This is a genomic window from Streptomyces sp. NPDC032940 (assembly GCF_040636935.1).
Taxonomy (GTDB): domain Bacteria; phylum Actinomycetota; class Actinomycetes; order Streptomycetales; family Streptomycetaceae; genus Streptomyces.
This window is the reverse complement of sequence record NZ_JBEZVJ010000016.1, coordinates 120,213-136,565: the sequence shown is the minus strand read 5'-3', so window position 1 is coordinate 136,565 and position 16,353 is coordinate 120,213. Positions and strand designations below refer to the sequence as shown.

The window sequence follows — 16,353 nt, the reverse complement described above, 5'->3', positions numbered from 1 at the left end:
GGGCTCCGAGCACCGTTTCCGAAGGAGATTCAACATGGCCACCGGTACCGTGAAGTGGTTCAACGCCGAAAAGGGCTTCGGCTTCATCGAGCAGGACGGCGGCGGTCCCGACGTCTTCGCCCACTACTCGAACATCAACGCCCAGGGCTTCCGTGAGCTGCTGGAAGGCCAGAAGGTGTCGTTCGACGTGGCGCAGGGCCAGAAGGGCCCGACGGCGGAGAACATCACCCCCGCCTGACGCTCACACACTTCGCAGCTGGGGCCCGCACCTCGAGGGGTGCGGGCCCCAGCTCGCGGTGTTTCGGAGGCGGATTCCGCATTCCGCGGTCTCCCGCCCTCCCATTCACCCGAGTTCTGTCGCTGTCAAGTTCTGTCTTGGACTCGGCTTTCTCGACTTTCTCGATCTTTTCGATTCACCCGATTCTCCCGGTTCGCACGGCTCACTTCGCCGGAGCCGACCGGGGCCGGCTCGTTCTTGCGATTCCCTGCGCTGTTCCTCCGCTGCGGGACTCCCTCGATACGTGCCGTATCAAGGAAGGTTCCGCATGAACCGCACACGAACGAACAGCCGCTTCTCCCGCACCCGTGGCGGAGCCCAGGGCTCCGGGCGGTCCGGCGCGCCGCGCCGCTCCTCCGGCTCCGGACGCCGCCCGGCCGCTCCCCAGGGCGAGTTCGCGCTGCCGAAGACGATCACCCCGGCGCTGCCCGCCGTGGAGGCGTTCGCCGACCTCGACATGCCGCCGGCCCTGCTGGCCGCGCTCGGCCGCGAGGGGGTGACCGAGCCGTTCCCGATCCAGGCGGCGACCCTGCCCAACTCCCTGGCCGGACGTGACGTGCTCGGCCGCGGCCGCACCGGGTCGGGCAAGACCCTCGCCTTCGGCCTCGCCCTGCTGGCCCGTACGGCGGGACGCCGTGCCGAGCCGCGGCAGCCGCTGGCCCTCGTCCTCGTCCCCACCCGCGAGCTCGCCCAGCAGGTCACCGACGCGCTCACCCCGTACGCCCGCGCCGTCGGCCTGCGGTCGGCCACCGTCGTCGGCGGCATGTCGATCGGCAGGCAGGCCGGCGCCCTGCGCGCGGGGGCCGAGGTCCTCGTCGCGACGCCCGGACGCCTCAAGGACCTCATCGACCGCGGCGACTGCCGGCTGGACGACGTCGCGATCACCGTCCTCGACGAGGCCGACCAGATGACCGACATGGGCTTCATGCCCCAGGTCACCGCCCTGCTCGACCAGGTGCGTCCCGACGGGCAGCGGCTGCTCTTCTCGGCCACCCTCGACCGCAACGTCGACCGGCTCGTGAAGCGCTACCTGACCGACCCCGTGGTCCACTCCGTCGACCCGTCGGCCGGTGCCGTCACCACGATGGAGCACCACGTGCTGCACGTGCACGACACGGACAAGCACCGCACCACCACCGAGATCGCGGCGCGGGACGGCCGGGTCATCATGTTCCTGGACACCAAGCACGCCGTGGACCGGCTGGTGAAGCACCTGCTGAACAACGGCGTCCGCGCCGCCGGTCTGCACGGCGGCAAGTCCCAGCCGCAGCGCACGCGCACCCTCGCCCAGTTCAAGGACGGACACGTCACCGCGCTGGTGGCGACCAACGTCGCGGCCCGCGGCATCCACGTCGACAACCTCGACCTGGTCGTCAACGTGGACCCGCCCACCGACCACAAGGACTACCTGCACCGCGGCGGCCGTACGGCCCGCGCGGGCGAGTCCGGCAGCGTCGTCACGCTGGTCACCCCCGACCAGCGGCGTGACATCAGCCGGCTGATGGCCGCGGCCGGCATCACCCCGCAGATCACCCCGGTCCGTTCGGGTGAGGCGGAGCTGACCCGCATCACCGGCGCGCAGGCACCCTCCGGTGTGCCCGTCGTCATCACCGCGCCGGTCGTGGAGCGCCCCCGGCGCGCCGCGTCCGGGGGCTCCTCGTCCCGTGGCCGCCGTGGCCGCGGGAGCGGAGCGGGCCGCGGCGCGCAGGGCGGCGGCACCGGCCAGGGGCGCACGGGCCAGGGCCGTTCCGCTCAGGGCGGCCGGTCCGCGCAGGGCGGCTCCGCCCAGGGGCGGTCCGCCGGTGAGACGCCCCGGCGCAGGCCGCGGCGGCAGTCCACCGGGGACTCGGCGGCCTAGTCAGGCACCGTTCCGGCAGCACGCCGACACCACGCCGGGGCCCGCCTACGGGCCCCGGCGACACGGTTCCCACGCCGTTCCCCTCAGCCGGTCATCCGAAGCTCCCCGATCCCGTCCCCTTCCCCCTGTGAGGCACCATGCGCTGCGTCATCGCCCGGTACCCGTTCGACCTGACCAAGGACGGAGTGCTCAGCTCGATGAAGGGCATCACTCCCGAGCCCATCACGGGTGAGTCCGTGACCATCGGCCGCCGCCGCTACCCCGTCAAGCAGGTGGGCGCGGTCATCACCCGCCAGGACCGCCGCGACTTCACCGGCGGCGAAGTCACCCGGGCCATGGCCCGCCTCGGCTTCACCTGCCATCCCGACCCCGCGGCCGTTCCCGCGCCGTCGCCCGCCGTCTCGCCGGTGCAGACCGCCTCGGAGCTGCTCGGAGGCACCGCGCCGCTGGAGGACTGAGGGCCCCGGGAACGCGGGACGGCGAGGGCCCCGGCGTCAGCCGGCGGCGGCCAGACCGGCCGCCCGGCCCTCGTCGTCCCACCGGACCTCCAGGATCCGCACGACGGCGTCCCGGTCGACGGGGCCGAACACGTGCGGGAACAGGGTGCCTTCGGCCACCCCGGGCGGCGGAACGGGGTCCGCCGCCTCCCACACGCACGGCGCGGTGAGCCGCTTCTCGTCGACGACCAGGGCGAGCAGGGGCCGGGGAGCGGTGCGGTAGAAGGCGTCGGCGACGGCGAGGGTCGTCCCCTCGTCCGGGGAGCAGTGCACGAATCCGTCCTCGGCGAGCGACGCGGGCGCGTACGGCCGGTCCGGCTCGGCCTCCCAGTCGGCGAACGGTACGACGTGATAGATCATCGTCCGATTGTCCCGGCGGGACCGTCTCCGGGCGGGGCCGATGTCGCCGGTGCCGTCGGCCCGTCGTCCGGGGGCGTGCTCGTGGCGGCGGAGGGCACCGTGGGGGCGGACGTACCGGTCGCCCCCCAGCTCGGCTCCTGGCCCGGACTCGCGGACGGTGAGGCCGTCGGCGTGGGCGCGGACCGCGTGGGCTCGGACGGCAACGACGGCGACGGGGTCGGCGTCGGTTCGGCCGGGGGCGGAGCCGGCGGTGCGGCCGGGCGGGCCGGTGGGCCGGGGTTCACCCACTGACCCGGCAGCACCAGCAGGGCGGCAGCGGCGGCGCAGGCCGCGACGGCGGCCCCGGCGGCCGTGCGCAGCAGCCTCCGCCGGGACGCCGCCCGGCGGATCGCCTCGTAGCGGCCCGGCGGCGGGCCCAGGAAGTCCGGTCCCGGGCGCAGCACGACCAGCAACGGGTCGTGCGGGTCGTCGTGGGCGTACTCCGGGCCGTCCGGATCGTCCTCAAAGCGTGTGGTCAAGGCTTCTCCTCAGATGGACGCGGAGCAGTTCGCGGGCCGCGTGGAGGTCGGCCTTGACGGTTCCTTCCTTGCGCCCGGTCAGCGCGGACACCTCTCGGATCGGCATGTCAGCGTAGTAGTGGAGCAGGATCGGTACGCGCAGTCGCTCCGGCAGGGACTGCACGAGCAGCCGCACCGAGGGGTCGGCCTGCTGGGGATGCGGGCGCACGGCGACCTCCGCGGTGACCCGGCGCACGGCGCGGCGCTCGCGCTCCAGCTTGCGCCAGTGGTCCCGGACGAGGTTGGCCGCGGTCACGTAGAGGAAGCCGCGGGGCTCGTCGACGGACGTCCAGCGGGCCCACAGCCGGGTGAAGGCCTCCGAGGCGATCTCGTGGGCGGTCTCGTCGTCGTCGACGAGCCGGCGGCACCAGCCGGCCAGGCGGGGGTAGAGGGCGGCGAACAGCTCGGACGCCGCCCTGTCACGGGACCGTTTCAACGCTCTCCATGGTCGGGGTGGGGGCAGGGGGAAGACGCGGCTGCGGGGGTCCTCGTTCCCGGGTTCACGACGGTGCGGAAGCCGTCGGGACGCCCGCGGCCCCCGTGGTCGTGGCGGTCAACTCGGCGAAGACGATGACGTTGTCCCGGTAGCCCGTGCCGTCGTGCGGGCCGCCGCACGTGATGAGCCGCAGCTCCGGGCGGTCCACGTCCCCGTAGACGTCCCGGGTCGGGAACGCGGCCTTCGCCACCGTGCGCAGGGACGTGACGGTGAAGACCGCGACCGTGCCGTTCTCCAGGCGCGCCTCGATCCGGTCGCCGCGGTGCAGCCGCGCGAGGTGGCGGAAGACGCCGTCCCCGTGGCTGCCGACCGTGACGTGGCCGAGCACGACCGACGGCCCCACCTGGCCCGGCGTGGGCGAGTGGCGGTACCAGCCCGCACGGTCGTGGGCCGTGACGGGGGGCACCTGCACCGTGCCGTCGGGTTCCAGTCCCAGCCTCATCACCGGGGTGTCGACCCCGATGGCCGGGATGCGCAGGCCGACCGGGACCGACCGGGTGAGGGGCCGGACCGGGCCGTCCTGGGTCTGCGCGGACGGCGCCGTGCGGGCGGACGGTGCGGTCGCGGTGTCCTCGGTCCCGTGCCCGCCGCCGCAGCCCACCAGCAGCGCGACAAGGGCGAGGCCGGCCAGGGCGCGCCCGGAGAACGCGGTCACGCCCCGGTCGCCCGGCGGCGGCGTACGACGAAGGCGACCGCGCCGCCCGCGGCGAGCAGCGTGCCGGCGCCCGCGCCGACGAGCGTGCCGGAGTTCCCGGCGGACTGCGGGGTCGTCGCGCCGGTGTCGGGCGCGCCCTCGGGCACGGCGGAGACCTGGCCGCCGTCGGCCGGCGGGCTGGTCGGCTCGGCGGACGGGGCCGGGGAGCTGACGGACGGGGCGGGGGAGCTGACGGACGGCACCGGCGACGGCGCCCGGGTGGGCTCGGTGCCGGTGCTCGGGGTGGCGGTGGCCGGCGGGCTGCTGGGGGCCGCGGTCGGGTCGTCGGCGAACGCGGGGGCGGTGCTCGCCAGTACGGCGGTGCACGCGAGTGCCAGGGCACTGAGGATGGTCCGGCGCATCGGGTCGCTCTCTCTCGTCGGTCCGCCCGCCCGCCCGTGGTCGGCGGGCGGGGACGCGGGGTCGCGTGGTGCGGATCGAGCGGAGAGACGAGGCGGCGCCGGAGCGGGTTGTAAAGAAAGGGCAAAGTCACCGGTGCCCGGACACGCATGAGGGCCCGCACCTCACGGTGCGGGCCCTCATGTGCGGTTCGCGCGTGTTACGCGGGAACGATGTTCTCCGCCTGCGGGCCCTTCTGGCCCTGCGTGACGTCGAAGTTCACCCGCTGGCCCTCCTGGAGCTCACGGAAGCCCTGGGTGGCGATGTTCGAGTAGTGGGCGAAGACGTCGGCGCCGCCGCCGTCCTGCGCGATGAAACCGAAGCCCTTTTCGGCGTTGAACCACTTCACGGTACCGGAAGCCATGTTTTTCTCCTTGGCAGTGCTGGAGACCCACACCGTGCGGGCCTTCCCATCGCTGCGATGATCACCTGCCCGGAAAAACCGGTAACGCAAAGGGCAACCACAACTGCAACTGACATCGACACTAGCACGGAATATCCGGCCCGGGCGGGCAAGAAATCCAGTCGAAAATCACTGCGGAAAGGGGAATGCGGAAATCTTCTCGCTTACCCGCGAATATCTGTTTCCCCGGTGTCAGATTTTCGCCCGCCGCCGCGGCCGCCGCTCCCGGGCCGCTCGGCCGCGCGGCGCAGCTCCTCGTTGATCCGCAGCGCCTCGTCCAGGTCGTCCTCGAGCCGGACGATGCGGCAGGCAGCCTCGATCGGCGTGCCCTGGTCGACCAGCTCACGGGCCCGGGCGGCGCGGCGCAGCTGCTGCCGCGAGTACCGGCGGTGTCCGCCTTCCGACCGCATGGGGCTGATCAGGTCCGCCTCACCGAGCGCACGGAGAAATCCGGGTGTGGCACCGATCAGCGCGGCCGCCCTGCCCATGGTGTACGCCGGGTAATGATCGTCGTCGAGCCTGTCGGCGGCCTGCGTCCGGCCTTCGGCGTCCAGCCTGCTCTCCGAGGGCATGCATACCTTCCCGCGGACCGCAGTGGACACGGCCCGCCGTGGGGAATCCCGTTCCCCCACACCTGAACTCTAGTCGCGCCGGTCGGATACCTGTCGCGGCGAACACATATCCGACCGGCGCGGCGGGCGGGATCAGGGCGCCCGGCCGGCGCGCCGGGCCGGGGCGTCGGGCCAGGCGCCGGGCCGGGGCGTCGGGTCAGGACGCCAGCGGCGCAGGCCCCACGAGTTCCGTCAGGACGTCCTCCATCGTCACGAAGCCCAGGACGGTGCCCGTCTCCCCGGTGACCGCGGCCAGATGGCTGTCCTCGGTGCGCAGGGCGGTGAGGGTGTCGTCGAGGGGCGTGTCGATGCGGACCCGGGTGACCCGGTGCAGGGCGCTCCGCGGGAAGGGGCGGTCGCGGTCGGTGACGCCCAGGGTGTCCTTGATGTGCAGGTAGCCGAGCACGGTGCCGCCGGGGCCGGTGACCGGGAAGCGGGAGTAGCCCGCCTCGGCGGCCAGGCGTTCCAGCGCGGCCGGGGTGACCGTGTGCGGGACCGTGCGCATCTTCGGGACCGGGACCAGGATCTCGCCGACCGGGCGCGTGCCCAGTTCCAGCGCGTCGCGCAGGCGCTCGCCGTCGGCCGGGGTCAGCAGTCCGGCCTCGCTGGCGTCGACGACCATGCGGGCCAGCTGGTCGTCGGTGAAGACGGCCTCGACCTCGTCCTTGGGCTCGACCCGCAACAACCTGAGCAGCGTGTTGGCGAAGGCGTTGATGCCGAAGACGACCGGCTTCAGGGCCCGGGTCAGCGCGACCAGCGGCGGGCCGAGGATCAGCGCGGTGGTCGCCGGGGCGGCCAGCGCGATGTTCTTCGGGATCATCTCGCCGATCAGCATGTGCAGATAGGTCGCGAGGGCCAGGGCGATGGCGAAGGCCACGGGGTGGACCAGGGCGTGCGGCATGTGGACGGCCTCGAAGACCGGCTCCATCAGGTGCGCGATGGCCGGCTCGGCGACCGCGCCCAGCACCAGCGAGGAGACGGTGATGCCCAGCTGGGCCGTCGCCATCATGGCCGACAGGTGTTCCAGGCCCCACAGGGTCATCCGGGCCCGCTTGTCGCCCTCCTTCGCGTGCGGCTCGATCTGGCTGCGGCGTACGGAGATCAGGGCGAACTCGCCGCCCACGAAGAAGGCGTTGGTCAGCAGCGTCAGGGCTCCGATGAGGAGCTGCACGGCGGTCATCGGGCCACCTCCGGCTCCCGCTCGGCGGACGGCAGCGGCGCGGGGGCGGTCACGCGCAGGCGGTCGGCGCGGTGGTGGTCGACGTCGAGGACGTCCAGGCGCCAGCCGTCCAGGTCGATGACGTCGCCCACGGCGGGGATGCGCGCCAGGTGCGTGGCGACCAGTCCGGCCAGGGTCTCGTAGGGACCGTCCGGGGCGGTCAGGCCGATGCGTTCCAGATGGTCCAGGCGCAGCGAGCCGTCGGCCTCCCAGGCCGCGCGGCCGTCCGGGCCGGCGGGGGCGGGCAGCAGGTCGGGGGTCTCGACGGGGTCGTGCTCGTCGCGCACCTCGCCGACGACCTCCTCCACGATGTCCTCGACGGTCGCCACGCCCGCCGTGCCGCCGTACTCGTCGATGACGACGGCCATGGTGCGGGTGCGGCGCATGCGCTCCAGGAGGCGGTCGGCGGGCAGGCTGTCCGGCACCAGGAGCGGCGCGGTGGCCAGCTCGGTGACCGGGGTGGCCGCGCGCCGGCCGGGTTCCAGGGCCAGCACGTCGCGGATGTGGACGGTGCCGACGACCTCGTCCAGGCTGTGCCGGTAGACCGGGAAGCGGGAAAGGCCGGTGGCGTGCGAGAGGTTCGCGGCGTCGGCGGCGGTGGCGTGGGCCTCCAGGGCCTTGACGTCCACGCGCGGGGTCATGACGTTCTCCGCGGTCAGCTCGCTCAGGTGCAGGGTGCGCACGAACAGCTCGGCGGAGTCCGCCTCCAGGGCGCCCTCGGCGGCCGAGTGCCGGGCGAGGGCGACCAGTTCCTCGGGACTGCGGGCGGAGGCCAGCTCCTCGGCGGGCTCCAGGCCGAAGCGGCGGACGAAGCGGTTCGCCGTGTCGTTCAGGTGGCGGATGAAGGGGCCGAAGGCGGCGGTGAAGCCGCGCTGCGGACCCGCGACGGCCTTGGCGACGACCAGCGGACTGGAGATCGCCCAGTTCTTGGGGACCAGCTCGCCGACGACCATCAGGACGACGGTGGAGACGGCCACGCCGAGCACGGTCGCCACCGTGGAGGCGGCGCCGCCCAGGCCCATGGCCGTCAGCGGGCCGCGCAGCAGCACCGCGAGCGACGGCTCGGCCAGCATGCCGATGACCAGCGAGGTCACGGTGATGCCGAGCTGGGCGCCGGACAGCTGGAGGGTCAGGGACCGTACGGCCTTCAGGGCGCCGTCGGCGCCGCGCTCGCCGGACTCGGCGGCACGCTCCAGGTCACCGCGCTCGACGGTGGTGAGCGAGAACTCGGCCGCGACGAAGAGCGCGCAGGCCAGGGTGAGAAGGAGGGCCAGCAGGAGCAGCAGGACCTCGGTCACCGTGCCACCCCGCTTCCCTCACGCGCAGACAGGGCGAGATGCGGGCCGTCCGTGGCACGGCCGGTACTAGGGGGCTCCATTACGGAACGGGACTCCTTAACGGGGTCGGTGGGGGCCGCTGCGGGCCACCCGGGGATGCCTTCACATGGTAAAGGACGAGCAAAGAGATCGGGAGTCCCTGGACCCCTATGCTTCTACTCGCCTGTAGAGAACGGCGGGACGGTTCCGGTTGTTCCCGCACGTGTCCCGCACGTGTTCCCGCACCGAAGTCTCCCCGCACGAACGTGAAGGAGTGGACGCCTCGATGGTGTTCAAGCGGTTGCTCGGTTCCTTCGGCGTGGGCGGGCCCACGGTGGACACGGTCCTGGACCCGGGAGCCGCCCGGCCGGGCGGTGCGCTGTCGGGCCGGGTCGACCTCGTCGGCGGCACCACCGGCTTCGACGTCGAGCGGCTCGCGCTGGAGCTGGTGGCCCGGGTCGAGGCCGAGCACGCGGACGGGGAGAGCGAGGGCGTCGTCGCCTTCGGCCGGTTCACCGTCGGCGGCGGCTTCCGGCTGGAGGCGCAGGAGCGGCACAGCGTGCCCTTCACGGTGACGCTGCCCTGGGAGACCCCGGTCACCGAGCTGCACGGGCAGCCGCTGGGCGTCGTCCTCGGCGTGCGCACGGAGCTGGCGGTCGCCGGCGCCCGGGACAAGGGTGACCTGGACCCGCTGACCGTGGCGCCCCTGCCCGCGCAGGAGGCCGTCCTGGAGGCGCTGGGGCAGCTCGGCTTCGGCTTCCGCTCGGCCGACCTGGAGTACGGCCGCATCGGCGGCACCGGGCAGCAGCTGCCCTTCTACCAGGAGATCGAGCTCACCCCGGCGCCGCGGTACGCCGGTCAGGCGGACGAGATCGAGCTGACCTTCCTGGCCGCCCCCGGCGGGCTGGAGGTGGTCCTGGAGGCGGACAAGCGCGGGGGGCCGTTCGGGGGCGGCCACGACGCCCTGAGCCGTTTCACCGTCCCGCACGAGGGGGTCGCGGGCCAGGACTGGGGCAGCCTGGTCGACGGCTGGATCCGTGAACTCGTCGAGCACCGGGCGTCCTACGGCTCCCACGCCGTGTACGGGCACGCGGGCGGCCACGGGCACGAGCCGGGGCACCACTCGGGTCCCGGCACGGGCACCGCCGTCGCGGCGGGCGCGGCCGGGCTCGCGGTGGGCGTCGCGGGCGGGATGGTGGCGGCCGAGGCCGTCGACGAGATCGGGGACTTCTTCGAGGGCGACGAGGACGACGGGGGCGAGGAGGAGTGACGGAGGTGTGAGCGGCGGGGGCACGGCGGGCCGCCGGCTGATAGCTTCTACACATCTGTAGATGCAATGCCTGACGTGTCTGCCGTAGATTCCGACCGGGCCCGGGTCGCGGGCCCGGACCGCATGCCATCCGGGGAGCGCCGTGTTCGGACTGAGCGAGCTCGCGATCATTCTCGTCGTCGTCATAGCCGTCCTCGCCGTCAAGCGGCTCCCGGATCTGGCCCGCTCGGCGGGCAAGTCGGCGCGCATCCTCAAGGCGGAGGCCCGCGCGGCGCGGGACGAGGACGCGCCGGGGGCCCCGCGGATGATCCCCGGCGAGGCCGTGCGCCGCGAGGACGCCGGCCCCGGGTCGTCCCAGGGCGGCGCCCGGGCGTGACGGGTGCGCCTCAGGACGGGTCCTCCGGTACGGCCGACAGCAGGCTGTGCACGATCGGCCCCGCCGAGCCGCCGCCGGTGACGCCCTCCTCGACGACGACCGCGACGGCGACGCCGCCGCGGTGGACGACGAGCCAGCCGTTGTTGTCCTGGTCGTCGGAGACCTCGGCGGTGCCGGTCTTCGCCCCGACCTCGCCGGGCAGGTCGGCCAGGACGTGCGCGGTGCCCTCGGTGACGGTGGCGCGCAGCATGCCGCGCAGCTGGGAGACGACCTCGTCGGGGAGCGGCTCGGTACGGGTCCCGTCCTGGTCCCCGGGGGTCAGGGACGGCTGGTGGAACACGCCGGAGACCGCGGTCGCCGTCACCGACGCCATGATCAGCGGGTTGGCCTGGACCCGCCCCTGGCCGATCATCGACGCGGCCTTCTCCGTCTCGTCCTTCGGCACCGGCACGGAGCCGTCGTACGTCGGGATGCCGACGTGCCACTCCTGGCCCACCCCGAAGTAGGTGCGCGCCACCTTCCCCAGCTCCCCGTCGTCGAGCTTGCCGCGCAGGCTGATGAAGGCGGTGTTGCAGGACTCCGTGAAGTCCTTGCGGAAGGTGGCGCCCGGGTGCTCGGAGGTCTCCACGTTGTGGAACTCCTTGCCCACCGTCAGGTACTTGGGGCAGTCCACGACATCGTCCGGTTTCACGGCACCTTTGAGCAGCAGGGCGCTGCTGGTCACGATCTTCCAGGTGGAGCCGGGCGCGTAGGTGCCGGAGGCGGCGCGGTTGAAGCCGTCGGCCGGGGAATTGGCGAGGGCCAGGATCTCGCCGTCGTCGATGCGCAGGGCGACGAGGGCGGCGTTCTTGCCGTCGGCCTCGGCGAGGGCCCGTTCGGCGGCGGACTGCCAGCCCGCGTCCAGGGTGGTGCGCACGGGCCGTCCCGCGGTCGCCGGGTCGGGTTCCTCGCCGAACCTGGCCTCGGTGCGCACGACCTCGCCGGTGGCCCGGTCGATCAGCTCGACCGCGCCGCGCGGGCCGCCGCCGGACGACCCGGCGATGGGGCCCAGCAGCGGGGCCAGGGACGGGTGGTCGGCGCCCTTGAGGGGGGTACCGGAGCGGTCGGTGACCTCGGGCGGGGCCGTCTCCTCGCGCTCCAGCCGGAACTTCTCCGTGCCGCTCAGCCGGGGGTGGACCACGGACAGCCGCCAGTCCACCTTCCAGCCGCCGTCCTCCTGCTCGCGCAGCGGCAGCCCCGACTCGTACGTCCAGGTGCCCAGGCCGGTGATCGGCATCCTGGCGGTGAAGGGGACGGTCAGGGTGCCGTCGTCGGCCTTCCTGGCCTCCGGCGCCGCCGTCAGCGCGGGTTTGTCGATGTCGAGGCCGGCGGTGAAGCTCTGCAGCACCTCCTGGGCCTTGCCGGGTCTGGTGGTGCGGCCGGCCGCGCTCGGCAGGCGCCCGGCGGCCCAGTCGGCGAGGAAGGCGCGCGCCTGCTTCATCGCGGCGGGATCGGGACCGTCGTCGCCGCGGGCGAAGGGGCCGAGACCGGCGGCGTACGAGCCGCCCGCGGCGATCGCGAGCACCACCGCCACGGCGGTGACGGCCCGCACGCCGCCCCGCGGCCGACGGCGGCCGGGAGGGGTGAGGAAGGGAGTCTCCGGCATCAGGGTTCCTGTTCTGTGGGACGGGACCGCGGCGCGGGTCGGGCGGCGGCGAAGAAGTCGAGGATCGTGTCGGTGGCGTCCAGGGCCCGGCTGGTGGGGCCGAAGCCGCGGGGCGGGGTGACGGACGAGCCCGGCCAGGTGTGGCCGGCGTCGTGGACGACGAGGAGCTGGACGGTGTCCGCGGGATCGGCGGCCAGGTGCCAGACGGTGCGGTCGTAGCCGCGTGCGCGTGCGGTGACCGGGCGTCCGGCGTGCCCGGCGGCGGCGAAGGCCGCCGCGCTGTCCCGGGCCGACCGGGTCGGCACGATGGGCTCCTCGGGGTCCGGTGGCGGGGAGGGCCAGCCGGCGAGGGGGCGTACGGGGTCGTCGGCGCCGTAGACGACCATGACGGGCACCGGGCCGGCGGGTTCGACCGCGGCTGCGCCCGAGGGCAGCTGGCCGGAGACCGAGGCCGCGCCCGCCACCAGGCCGGGGCGCTGGGCCGCGACGCGCAGCGCCATCGAGCCGCCGTTGGAGAAACCGGCGACGTAGACCCGCCCGGGGTCGGCCCGCTCGGTGCGCACCAGATGCCTGACCAGGGCCTCCGTGAACCGCACGTCGAGGTCCGGGTCCGGGCGCTGCCGGGTGCTGCGGGTTCCCGCGCCCCAGCCCTGACCGAGTCCTTCCGGGTAGGCGACGAGCATGCCGCGTGCCCCGGCGGCCTCCTCCAGCCGGGCCTGCTCGCGCAGCCCCGCGGCGTCCGAGCCCCGGCCGTGGAAGGCGACGACCAGAGGCCGGGGGCCGTCGCCTTCCCCTGCGGGACGGTGCAGGAGGTAGCCGCGGGTACGGCCGTCCACGCGCAGTCGTCCGCGGGTGCCGGGCGCTCCGGTCGCCGGGCCGCCGGGTGCGGTCGCGCTGCTCGCCGCCGACGTCGCGGCGGGGCGGTCGGTTTCGGTGGCGGCGGCACAGGCCGACAGGGGGAGCGTGAGGGCGAGGGCGAGCGTGCCGGGCCACCGGCGGCGGGGGAACGGGACGAGGTCGCGGAGGGAGCGCATGCCCCGAGGAGAGCAAGCCCGTCGGACCCGTGTCCAAGATCCATATGGATGTCGGATCGATCAATGCCCGATATGATTACTGGTCGTGGACCTGGTGCGGCACCTGGAGTGCTTCGTGGCTGTTGCAGAAGAGTCACACTTCGGGCGTGCCGCGGCCCGGCTGGGCATGGCGCAGCCACCGCTGTCGCAGCGCATCCAGCGGCTGGAGCGCGAGCTCGGCGTCCGGCTCTTCGAACGCAGCAGCCGACACGTGACGATCACCGAGGCGGGCACGCTGCTGCTCGCCGAGGCCCGGGAACTCCTCGCCCGCTCCGAGTCCCTCCTGGCCACCGCGCGCCGCATCCGCGACGGCGAGACCGGGCTGCTGCGCGCCGCGCTGTCCCCGGACGTCTCCGGGGAGACCGTCGCCGCGCTGATGGCCGACTTCCGGCGCCGCCGCTCCGGCCTCGAGCTGGAACTGCGCGAACTGTCCACCGCGCAGCAGCTCGCGGCGTTCGCCGCGCACGAGCTGGACGTCGGCATCGTCCACCACCCGTGCGACGTCACCGGCCTCGAACTGGGGCCGCTGCTCCGCCGCGACCTGGGCGTGCTGCTGCCGCGCGGCGCGGCCCAGGCCGGGCTCGGCGAGGTGCCGCTCGCCGCGCTCACCGGGTACGACCTGGTGCTCTTCCCGCGCGACAGCGCGCCCGCGGTCTACGACGACCTGCTCACGGCCTGCGCGCGGGGCGGCTACACCCCCGCCGCCGTACGGCACGGGCAGGGCGTCAGCTTCGTGCGGGGCCTGGTGCTGTCCTCCGGGGCGGTGGCCCTGGGTCCCCGGGACACCCCGCTGCTCGCCGGCCCCGACGGCCGGGACCCGGACCTGGTCTGGCGCCCGCTCGCCGGGGCCCCGCTGGCCTGGCGGCACTCCGTCGCGTGGCCCAAGGGGCGCGGTGACGCGGCCGTCGGCGCCTTCGCGGACGCGGCCACGCACGCGCTCCGCACGACGGCCGACGCCCGCACCGACGCCCCGTCCCGGCCCCTGCACCTGCGCCCGGCGTCGGAGTTCTGGCTGTGAGCGGCACCGTCACGGGACATCGGCCCACCGGCGCCGACGGCCGACCGCACTCTGGCGCCGGAGCATCCGCACCGGCAGCACCCGCACCGGCCGGCACCGGACTCGGGTACGCGGCCCTCGACGCCGCCGCAACCGCGACCGAGGCACGGCCCCGCACCGGCGCCGCCGCATACGCCCCGTCCGCCGGCCCCGGGCACCCGCACCGAGCCGAAGCACGGCCCCGGCGCTCGGAGCCGCCCGCCGTCGCCGGCGGCACCCGCACCCCGACACCCCCTCGCCCGGCACCGGAGCACTGACCATGAGCGACACCGTCACCGGCCGTCTGCGCGCGGCCTTCGCCGACGCCGGGGTCACCGGCTGGCTGCACGCCCTCGACATCGACTCCGGGGCACAGGTCGACGCGGGCGCCGACCAGCCCGTGTGCACGGCCAGCGTCCACAAGCTGTGCGTCCTCGTCACCCTGCACGAGCAGGCGGCGGCCGGGCTGCTGGACCTGACCGAGCGGGTCGAGTGCCCGCCGGCCGGCCGCACCCCGGGCCCCACGGGCATCGCCGCGATGCTCGACCCCGTCGGACTGTCCCTGCGCGACGCCGCCTTCCTGATGATGTCCGTCAGCGACAACACCGCCGCCGACCTGCTCCTCCGCCGGGTGGGGCTGGACGCCGTCAACCGCACCGCGGCCCGGCTCGGCCTCACCCGCACGCGGGCCGTGTCGTCCTTCGGCGAGATGCTGGCCGCGATGCGGGAGGACGCGGGGCCGGACGGCGCCCGGGCGCTGACCGACCCGCACGTCATCGGCCGGCTGCGGTCCCTGGACCCCGCCCGCGCGAACCACAGCACCCCCCGCGACATGACCCGTCTGCTCGCCGTCGTCTGGCGGGACGAGGCCTGCCCGCCCGAGTACGGCGCCGCCATGCGCCGCATCCTGGGCCTCCAGGTCTGGCCGCACCGCCTGGCCTCGGGCTTCCCCTTCGACGACGTCCACGTGGCCGGCAAGACCGGCACCCTGCCGACCCTGCGCAACGAGGTCGGTGTCGTCGAGTACCCCGACGGCGGCCGCTACGCCGTGGCCGTCTTCACCCGCACCGCCCACACCGCCGCCACCCTCCCGGCGGCCGACGCGGTGATCGGCACGGCGGCCCGGATCGCGGTGGACGCGCTGCGGGCGCCGTGAATCGGACATAGCAGGCGCTTTATCCCCATTCGGGGTACATAATCAGAACATGAGTACGGCAACGTATGAACTGCTGGCTGCTTCGGACGCGCTCAACCTGACCGCGGCCTTCATCGGCGGTCTGGTGGTCGCAGGCGTGCTGATCCTGGCCGTCCGGTGGGGCATGAGGGCCATGGAGCAGGAATCGCCCCGCCCACGGGCCGAGGAACAACCCCATCTCCCGCCCACCGGTCCCGTCCACGAGGAACGGGAGGTCCGGGAGCCGGACGAGATCCCGCTGAGCACCGACGGGAGCCCACGGCTGATGCCGTACCAGCTCCATCACGCGGGCAGCCGACGAGGCGCCGACCAGAGCCGGCGCCGCTGGCTGCCGGGGTCCAGTGGATCCTTCGGCAGCGGCAGCCCGGGGCGCATCTGACCTGATCCGCACACCGGCCCGCCGGCCGCACCACCCGCAGCGCCTCGTTCGGAGGCGCACCGGTGTGCGGTGCCGGGCCGGTACGCCTTGACTGGAGGGGCCCCGCGGGTCCTCGCGGGAGCGGGTGCGACGAGGTCCCTGGAGGCGACATGGCCGGTCACCGGGCACGGCGGGCGGCGGCGGTCACGGTGCCGGTGGTCCTGGCGGCCGCCGTGCTGGCCGGCTGTTCCGACGACGGCGACGACGGCGGCGCCACGCCCACCGACCCCGCGAGCTCGGCGGTCAGCCGGGCCGCGTCGGCCGCGTCCTCGCTCGCCTCCCAGGGCTCCGACGCCCTGGCCTCGGCGACGGCGGAGGCCGAACGGTGGCTCGAGGACATCACCTCGGGCGCCGACGTCACGGGCGACGTCGAGGCGGCGGCGCCGAGGACGGACGCCGACGGGCGCACCACCGTCGAGATCACCGTCCGCAACACCGCGGACTCGACGAAGTCCTTCGCGGTGCAGCTGAACCTCACGAACCCCGGCGGCACCCTGCTGGACACGGTCGTCGTCACCGTCGACGACGTGCCCGCCGGCGAGTCCGGCCGGGCCACCGCCCGCAGCAGCCACGACCTGTCCGGGGACGTGCGCGCGGCGGTGGCCCACGCCGTGCGCTACTGAGCGCCCGCGCGGCCCGCACGGAGCGGGCCG

20 protein-coding genes are annotated in these 16,353 nt (G+C 74.5%); 9 read left to right on the top strand and 11 right to left on the bottom strand.

What is annotated here, in order from left to right; genetic code table 11:
- Positions 1 to 34 precede the first annotated feature (34 nt).
- From AB0E77_RS20655 to AB0E77_RS20645, 3 genes are all read left to right on the top strand, one after another.
- Positions 35 to 238 carry a cold-shock protein gene (locus AB0E77_RS20655; protein WP_361572686.1) on the top strand — a complete coding sequence of 68 codons (204 nt, stop codon included), beginning with the start codon at positions 35 to 37 and terminating at the stop codon, positions 236 to 238.
- A gap of 307 nt (positions 239 to 545) precedes the next feature.
- Positions 546 to 2,135 (top strand): DEAD/DEAH box helicase, encoded by a 1,590-nt coding sequence (locus AB0E77_RS20650; RefSeq protein WP_361572684.1) that lies wholly within the window; start codon positions 546 to 548, stop codon positions 2,133 to 2,135.
- Between the two features lie 137 nt (positions 2,136 to 2,272).
- Positions 2,273 to 2,593, top strand: coding sequence for an SCO5918 family protein (locus tag AB0E77_RS20645; RefSeq protein WP_361572682.1), 321 nt, complete (start codon positions 2,273 to 2,275; stop codon positions 2,591 to 2,593).
- 36 nt (positions 2,594 to 2,629) lie between these two features.
- Here AB0E77_RS20645 and AB0E77_RS20640 read toward each other — a convergent pair whose 3' ends face one another.
- The 9 genes from AB0E77_RS20640 to AB0E77_RS20600 form a co-directional block, all read right to left on the bottom strand.
- Complete coding sequence (locus tag AB0E77_RS20640; protein WP_361572680.1) at positions 2,630 to 2,992, bottom strand: DUF952 domain-containing protein; 363 nt, start codon at positions 2,990 to 2,992, stop codon at positions 2,630 to 2,632.
- Positions 2,989 to 3,510, bottom strand: a complete 522-nt coding sequence (locus tag AB0E77_RS20635) for a hypothetical protein (RefSeq protein ID WP_361572678.1) — start codon at positions 3,508 to 3,510, stop codon at positions 2,989 to 2,991. The genes AB0E77_RS20640 and AB0E77_RS20635 overlap by 4 nt, the downstream gene beginning before the upstream one ends.
- Positions 3,494 to 3,985 (bottom strand): RNA polymerase sigma factor, encoded by a 492-nt coding sequence (locus AB0E77_RS20630; RefSeq protein WP_361572676.1) that lies wholly within the window; start codon positions 3,983 to 3,985, stop codon positions 3,494 to 3,496. Before AB0E77_RS20630 ends, AB0E77_RS20635 begins: the two co-directional genes overlap by 17 nt.
- Positions 3,986 to 4,049: 64 nt before the next feature.
- Positions 4,050 to 4,700: a class F sortase gene (locus AB0E77_RS20625; RefSeq protein ID WP_361572674.1), complete on the bottom strand. Its 651-nt coding sequence runs from the start codon at positions 4,698 to 4,700 to the stop codon at positions 4,050 to 4,052.
- A complete protein-coding gene (locus tag AB0E77_RS20620; RefSeq protein WP_361572672.1) occupies positions 4,697 to 5,101 on the bottom strand; it encodes a sortase-dependent protein in 405 nt (134 codons plus the stop codon). The genes AB0E77_RS20625 and AB0E77_RS20620 overlap by 4 nt, the downstream gene beginning before the upstream one ends.
- Before the next feature lie 197 nt (positions 5,102 to 5,298).
- The gene (locus AB0E77_RS20615; RefSeq protein WP_003975194.1) at positions 5,299 to 5,502 is read right to left on the bottom strand and encodes a cold-shock protein; all 204 of its coding nucleotides are present in this window, start codon (positions 5,500 to 5,502) and stop codon (positions 5,299 to 5,301) included.
- Positions 5,503 to 5,705: 203 nt separating this feature from the next.
- Positions 5,706 to 6,113, bottom strand: coding sequence for a MerR family transcriptional regulator (locus tag AB0E77_RS20610; RefSeq protein ID WP_361572670.1), 408 nt, complete (start codon positions 6,111 to 6,113; stop codon positions 5,706 to 5,708).
- Between the two features lie 196 nt (positions 6,114 to 6,309).
- On the bottom strand, positions 6,310 to 7,332 hold the full coding sequence (locus AB0E77_RS20605) for a hemolysin family protein (protein ID WP_361572668.1): 1,023 nt from the start codon (positions 7,330 to 7,332) through the stop codon (positions 6,310 to 6,312).
- Entirely contained in the window at positions 7,329 to 8,669 is a 1,341-nt protein-coding gene (locus tag AB0E77_RS20600; RefSeq protein ID WP_361572666.1) for a hemolysin family protein, read from the bottom strand. Before AB0E77_RS20600 ends, AB0E77_RS20605 begins: the two co-directional genes overlap by 4 nt.
- Before the next feature lie 304 nt (positions 8,670 to 8,973).
- On the opposite strand from AB0E77_RS20600, the gene AB0E77_RS20595 reads away from it, so the two are divergent.
- Positions 8,974 to 9,957 (top strand): sporulation protein, encoded by a 984-nt coding sequence (locus AB0E77_RS20595; protein WP_361572720.1) that lies wholly within the window; start codon positions 8,974 to 8,976, stop codon positions 9,955 to 9,957.
- 142 nt (positions 9,958 to 10,099) lie between these two features.
- On the top strand, positions 10,100 to 10,333 hold the full coding sequence (locus AB0E77_RS20590; protein WP_361572664.1) for a twin-arginine translocase TatA/TatE family subunit: 234 nt from the start codon (positions 10,100 to 10,102) through the stop codon (positions 10,331 to 10,333).
- A gap of 10 nt (positions 10,334 to 10,343) precedes the next feature.
- Here the strand turns inward: AB0E77_RS20590 and AB0E77_RS20585 are convergent, their stop codons facing one another.
- Positions 10,344 to 11,978, bottom strand: coding sequence for a penicillin-binding transpeptidase domain-containing protein (locus AB0E77_RS20585; RefSeq protein ID WP_361572662.1), 1,635 nt, complete (start codon positions 11,976 to 11,978; stop codon positions 10,344 to 10,346).
- Complete coding sequence (locus AB0E77_RS20580) at positions 11,978 to 13,012, bottom strand: PHB depolymerase family esterase (protein WP_361572660.1); 1,035 nt, start codon at positions 13,010 to 13,012, stop codon at positions 11,978 to 11,980. Before AB0E77_RS20580 ends, AB0E77_RS20585 begins: the two co-directional genes overlap by 1 nt.
- An 85-nt stretch (positions 13,013 to 13,097) precedes the next feature.
- Between AB0E77_RS20580 and AB0E77_RS20575 the strand changes: the two genes are divergently transcribed.
- The 4 genes from AB0E77_RS20575 (at position 13,098) to AB0E77_RS20560 (ending at position 16,323) form a co-directional block, all read left to right on the top strand.
- Positions 13,098 to 14,069, top strand: a complete 972-nt coding sequence (locus AB0E77_RS20575; protein WP_361572658.1) for a LysR family transcriptional regulator — start codon at positions 13,098 to 13,100, stop codon at positions 14,067 to 14,069.
- 298 nt (positions 14,070 to 14,367) lie between these two features.
- Positions 14,368 to 15,243, top strand: coding sequence for a serine hydrolase (locus AB0E77_RS20570; protein WP_361572656.1), 876 nt, complete (start codon positions 14,368 to 14,370; stop codon positions 15,241 to 15,243).
- A 49-nt stretch (positions 15,244 to 15,292) separates the two neighbouring features.
- On the top strand, positions 15,293 to 15,661 hold the full coding sequence (locus AB0E77_RS20565) for a DUF6479 family protein (RefSeq protein WP_361572654.1): 369 nt from the start codon (positions 15,293 to 15,295) through the stop codon (positions 15,659 to 15,661).
- 149 nt (positions 15,662 to 15,810) lie between these two features.
- Positions 15,811 to 16,323, top strand: a complete 513-nt coding sequence (locus AB0E77_RS20560) for an FxLYD domain-containing protein (protein WP_361572652.1) — start codon at positions 15,811 to 15,813, stop codon at positions 16,321 to 16,323.
- Positions 16,324 to 16,353: the final 30 nt, after the last annotated feature.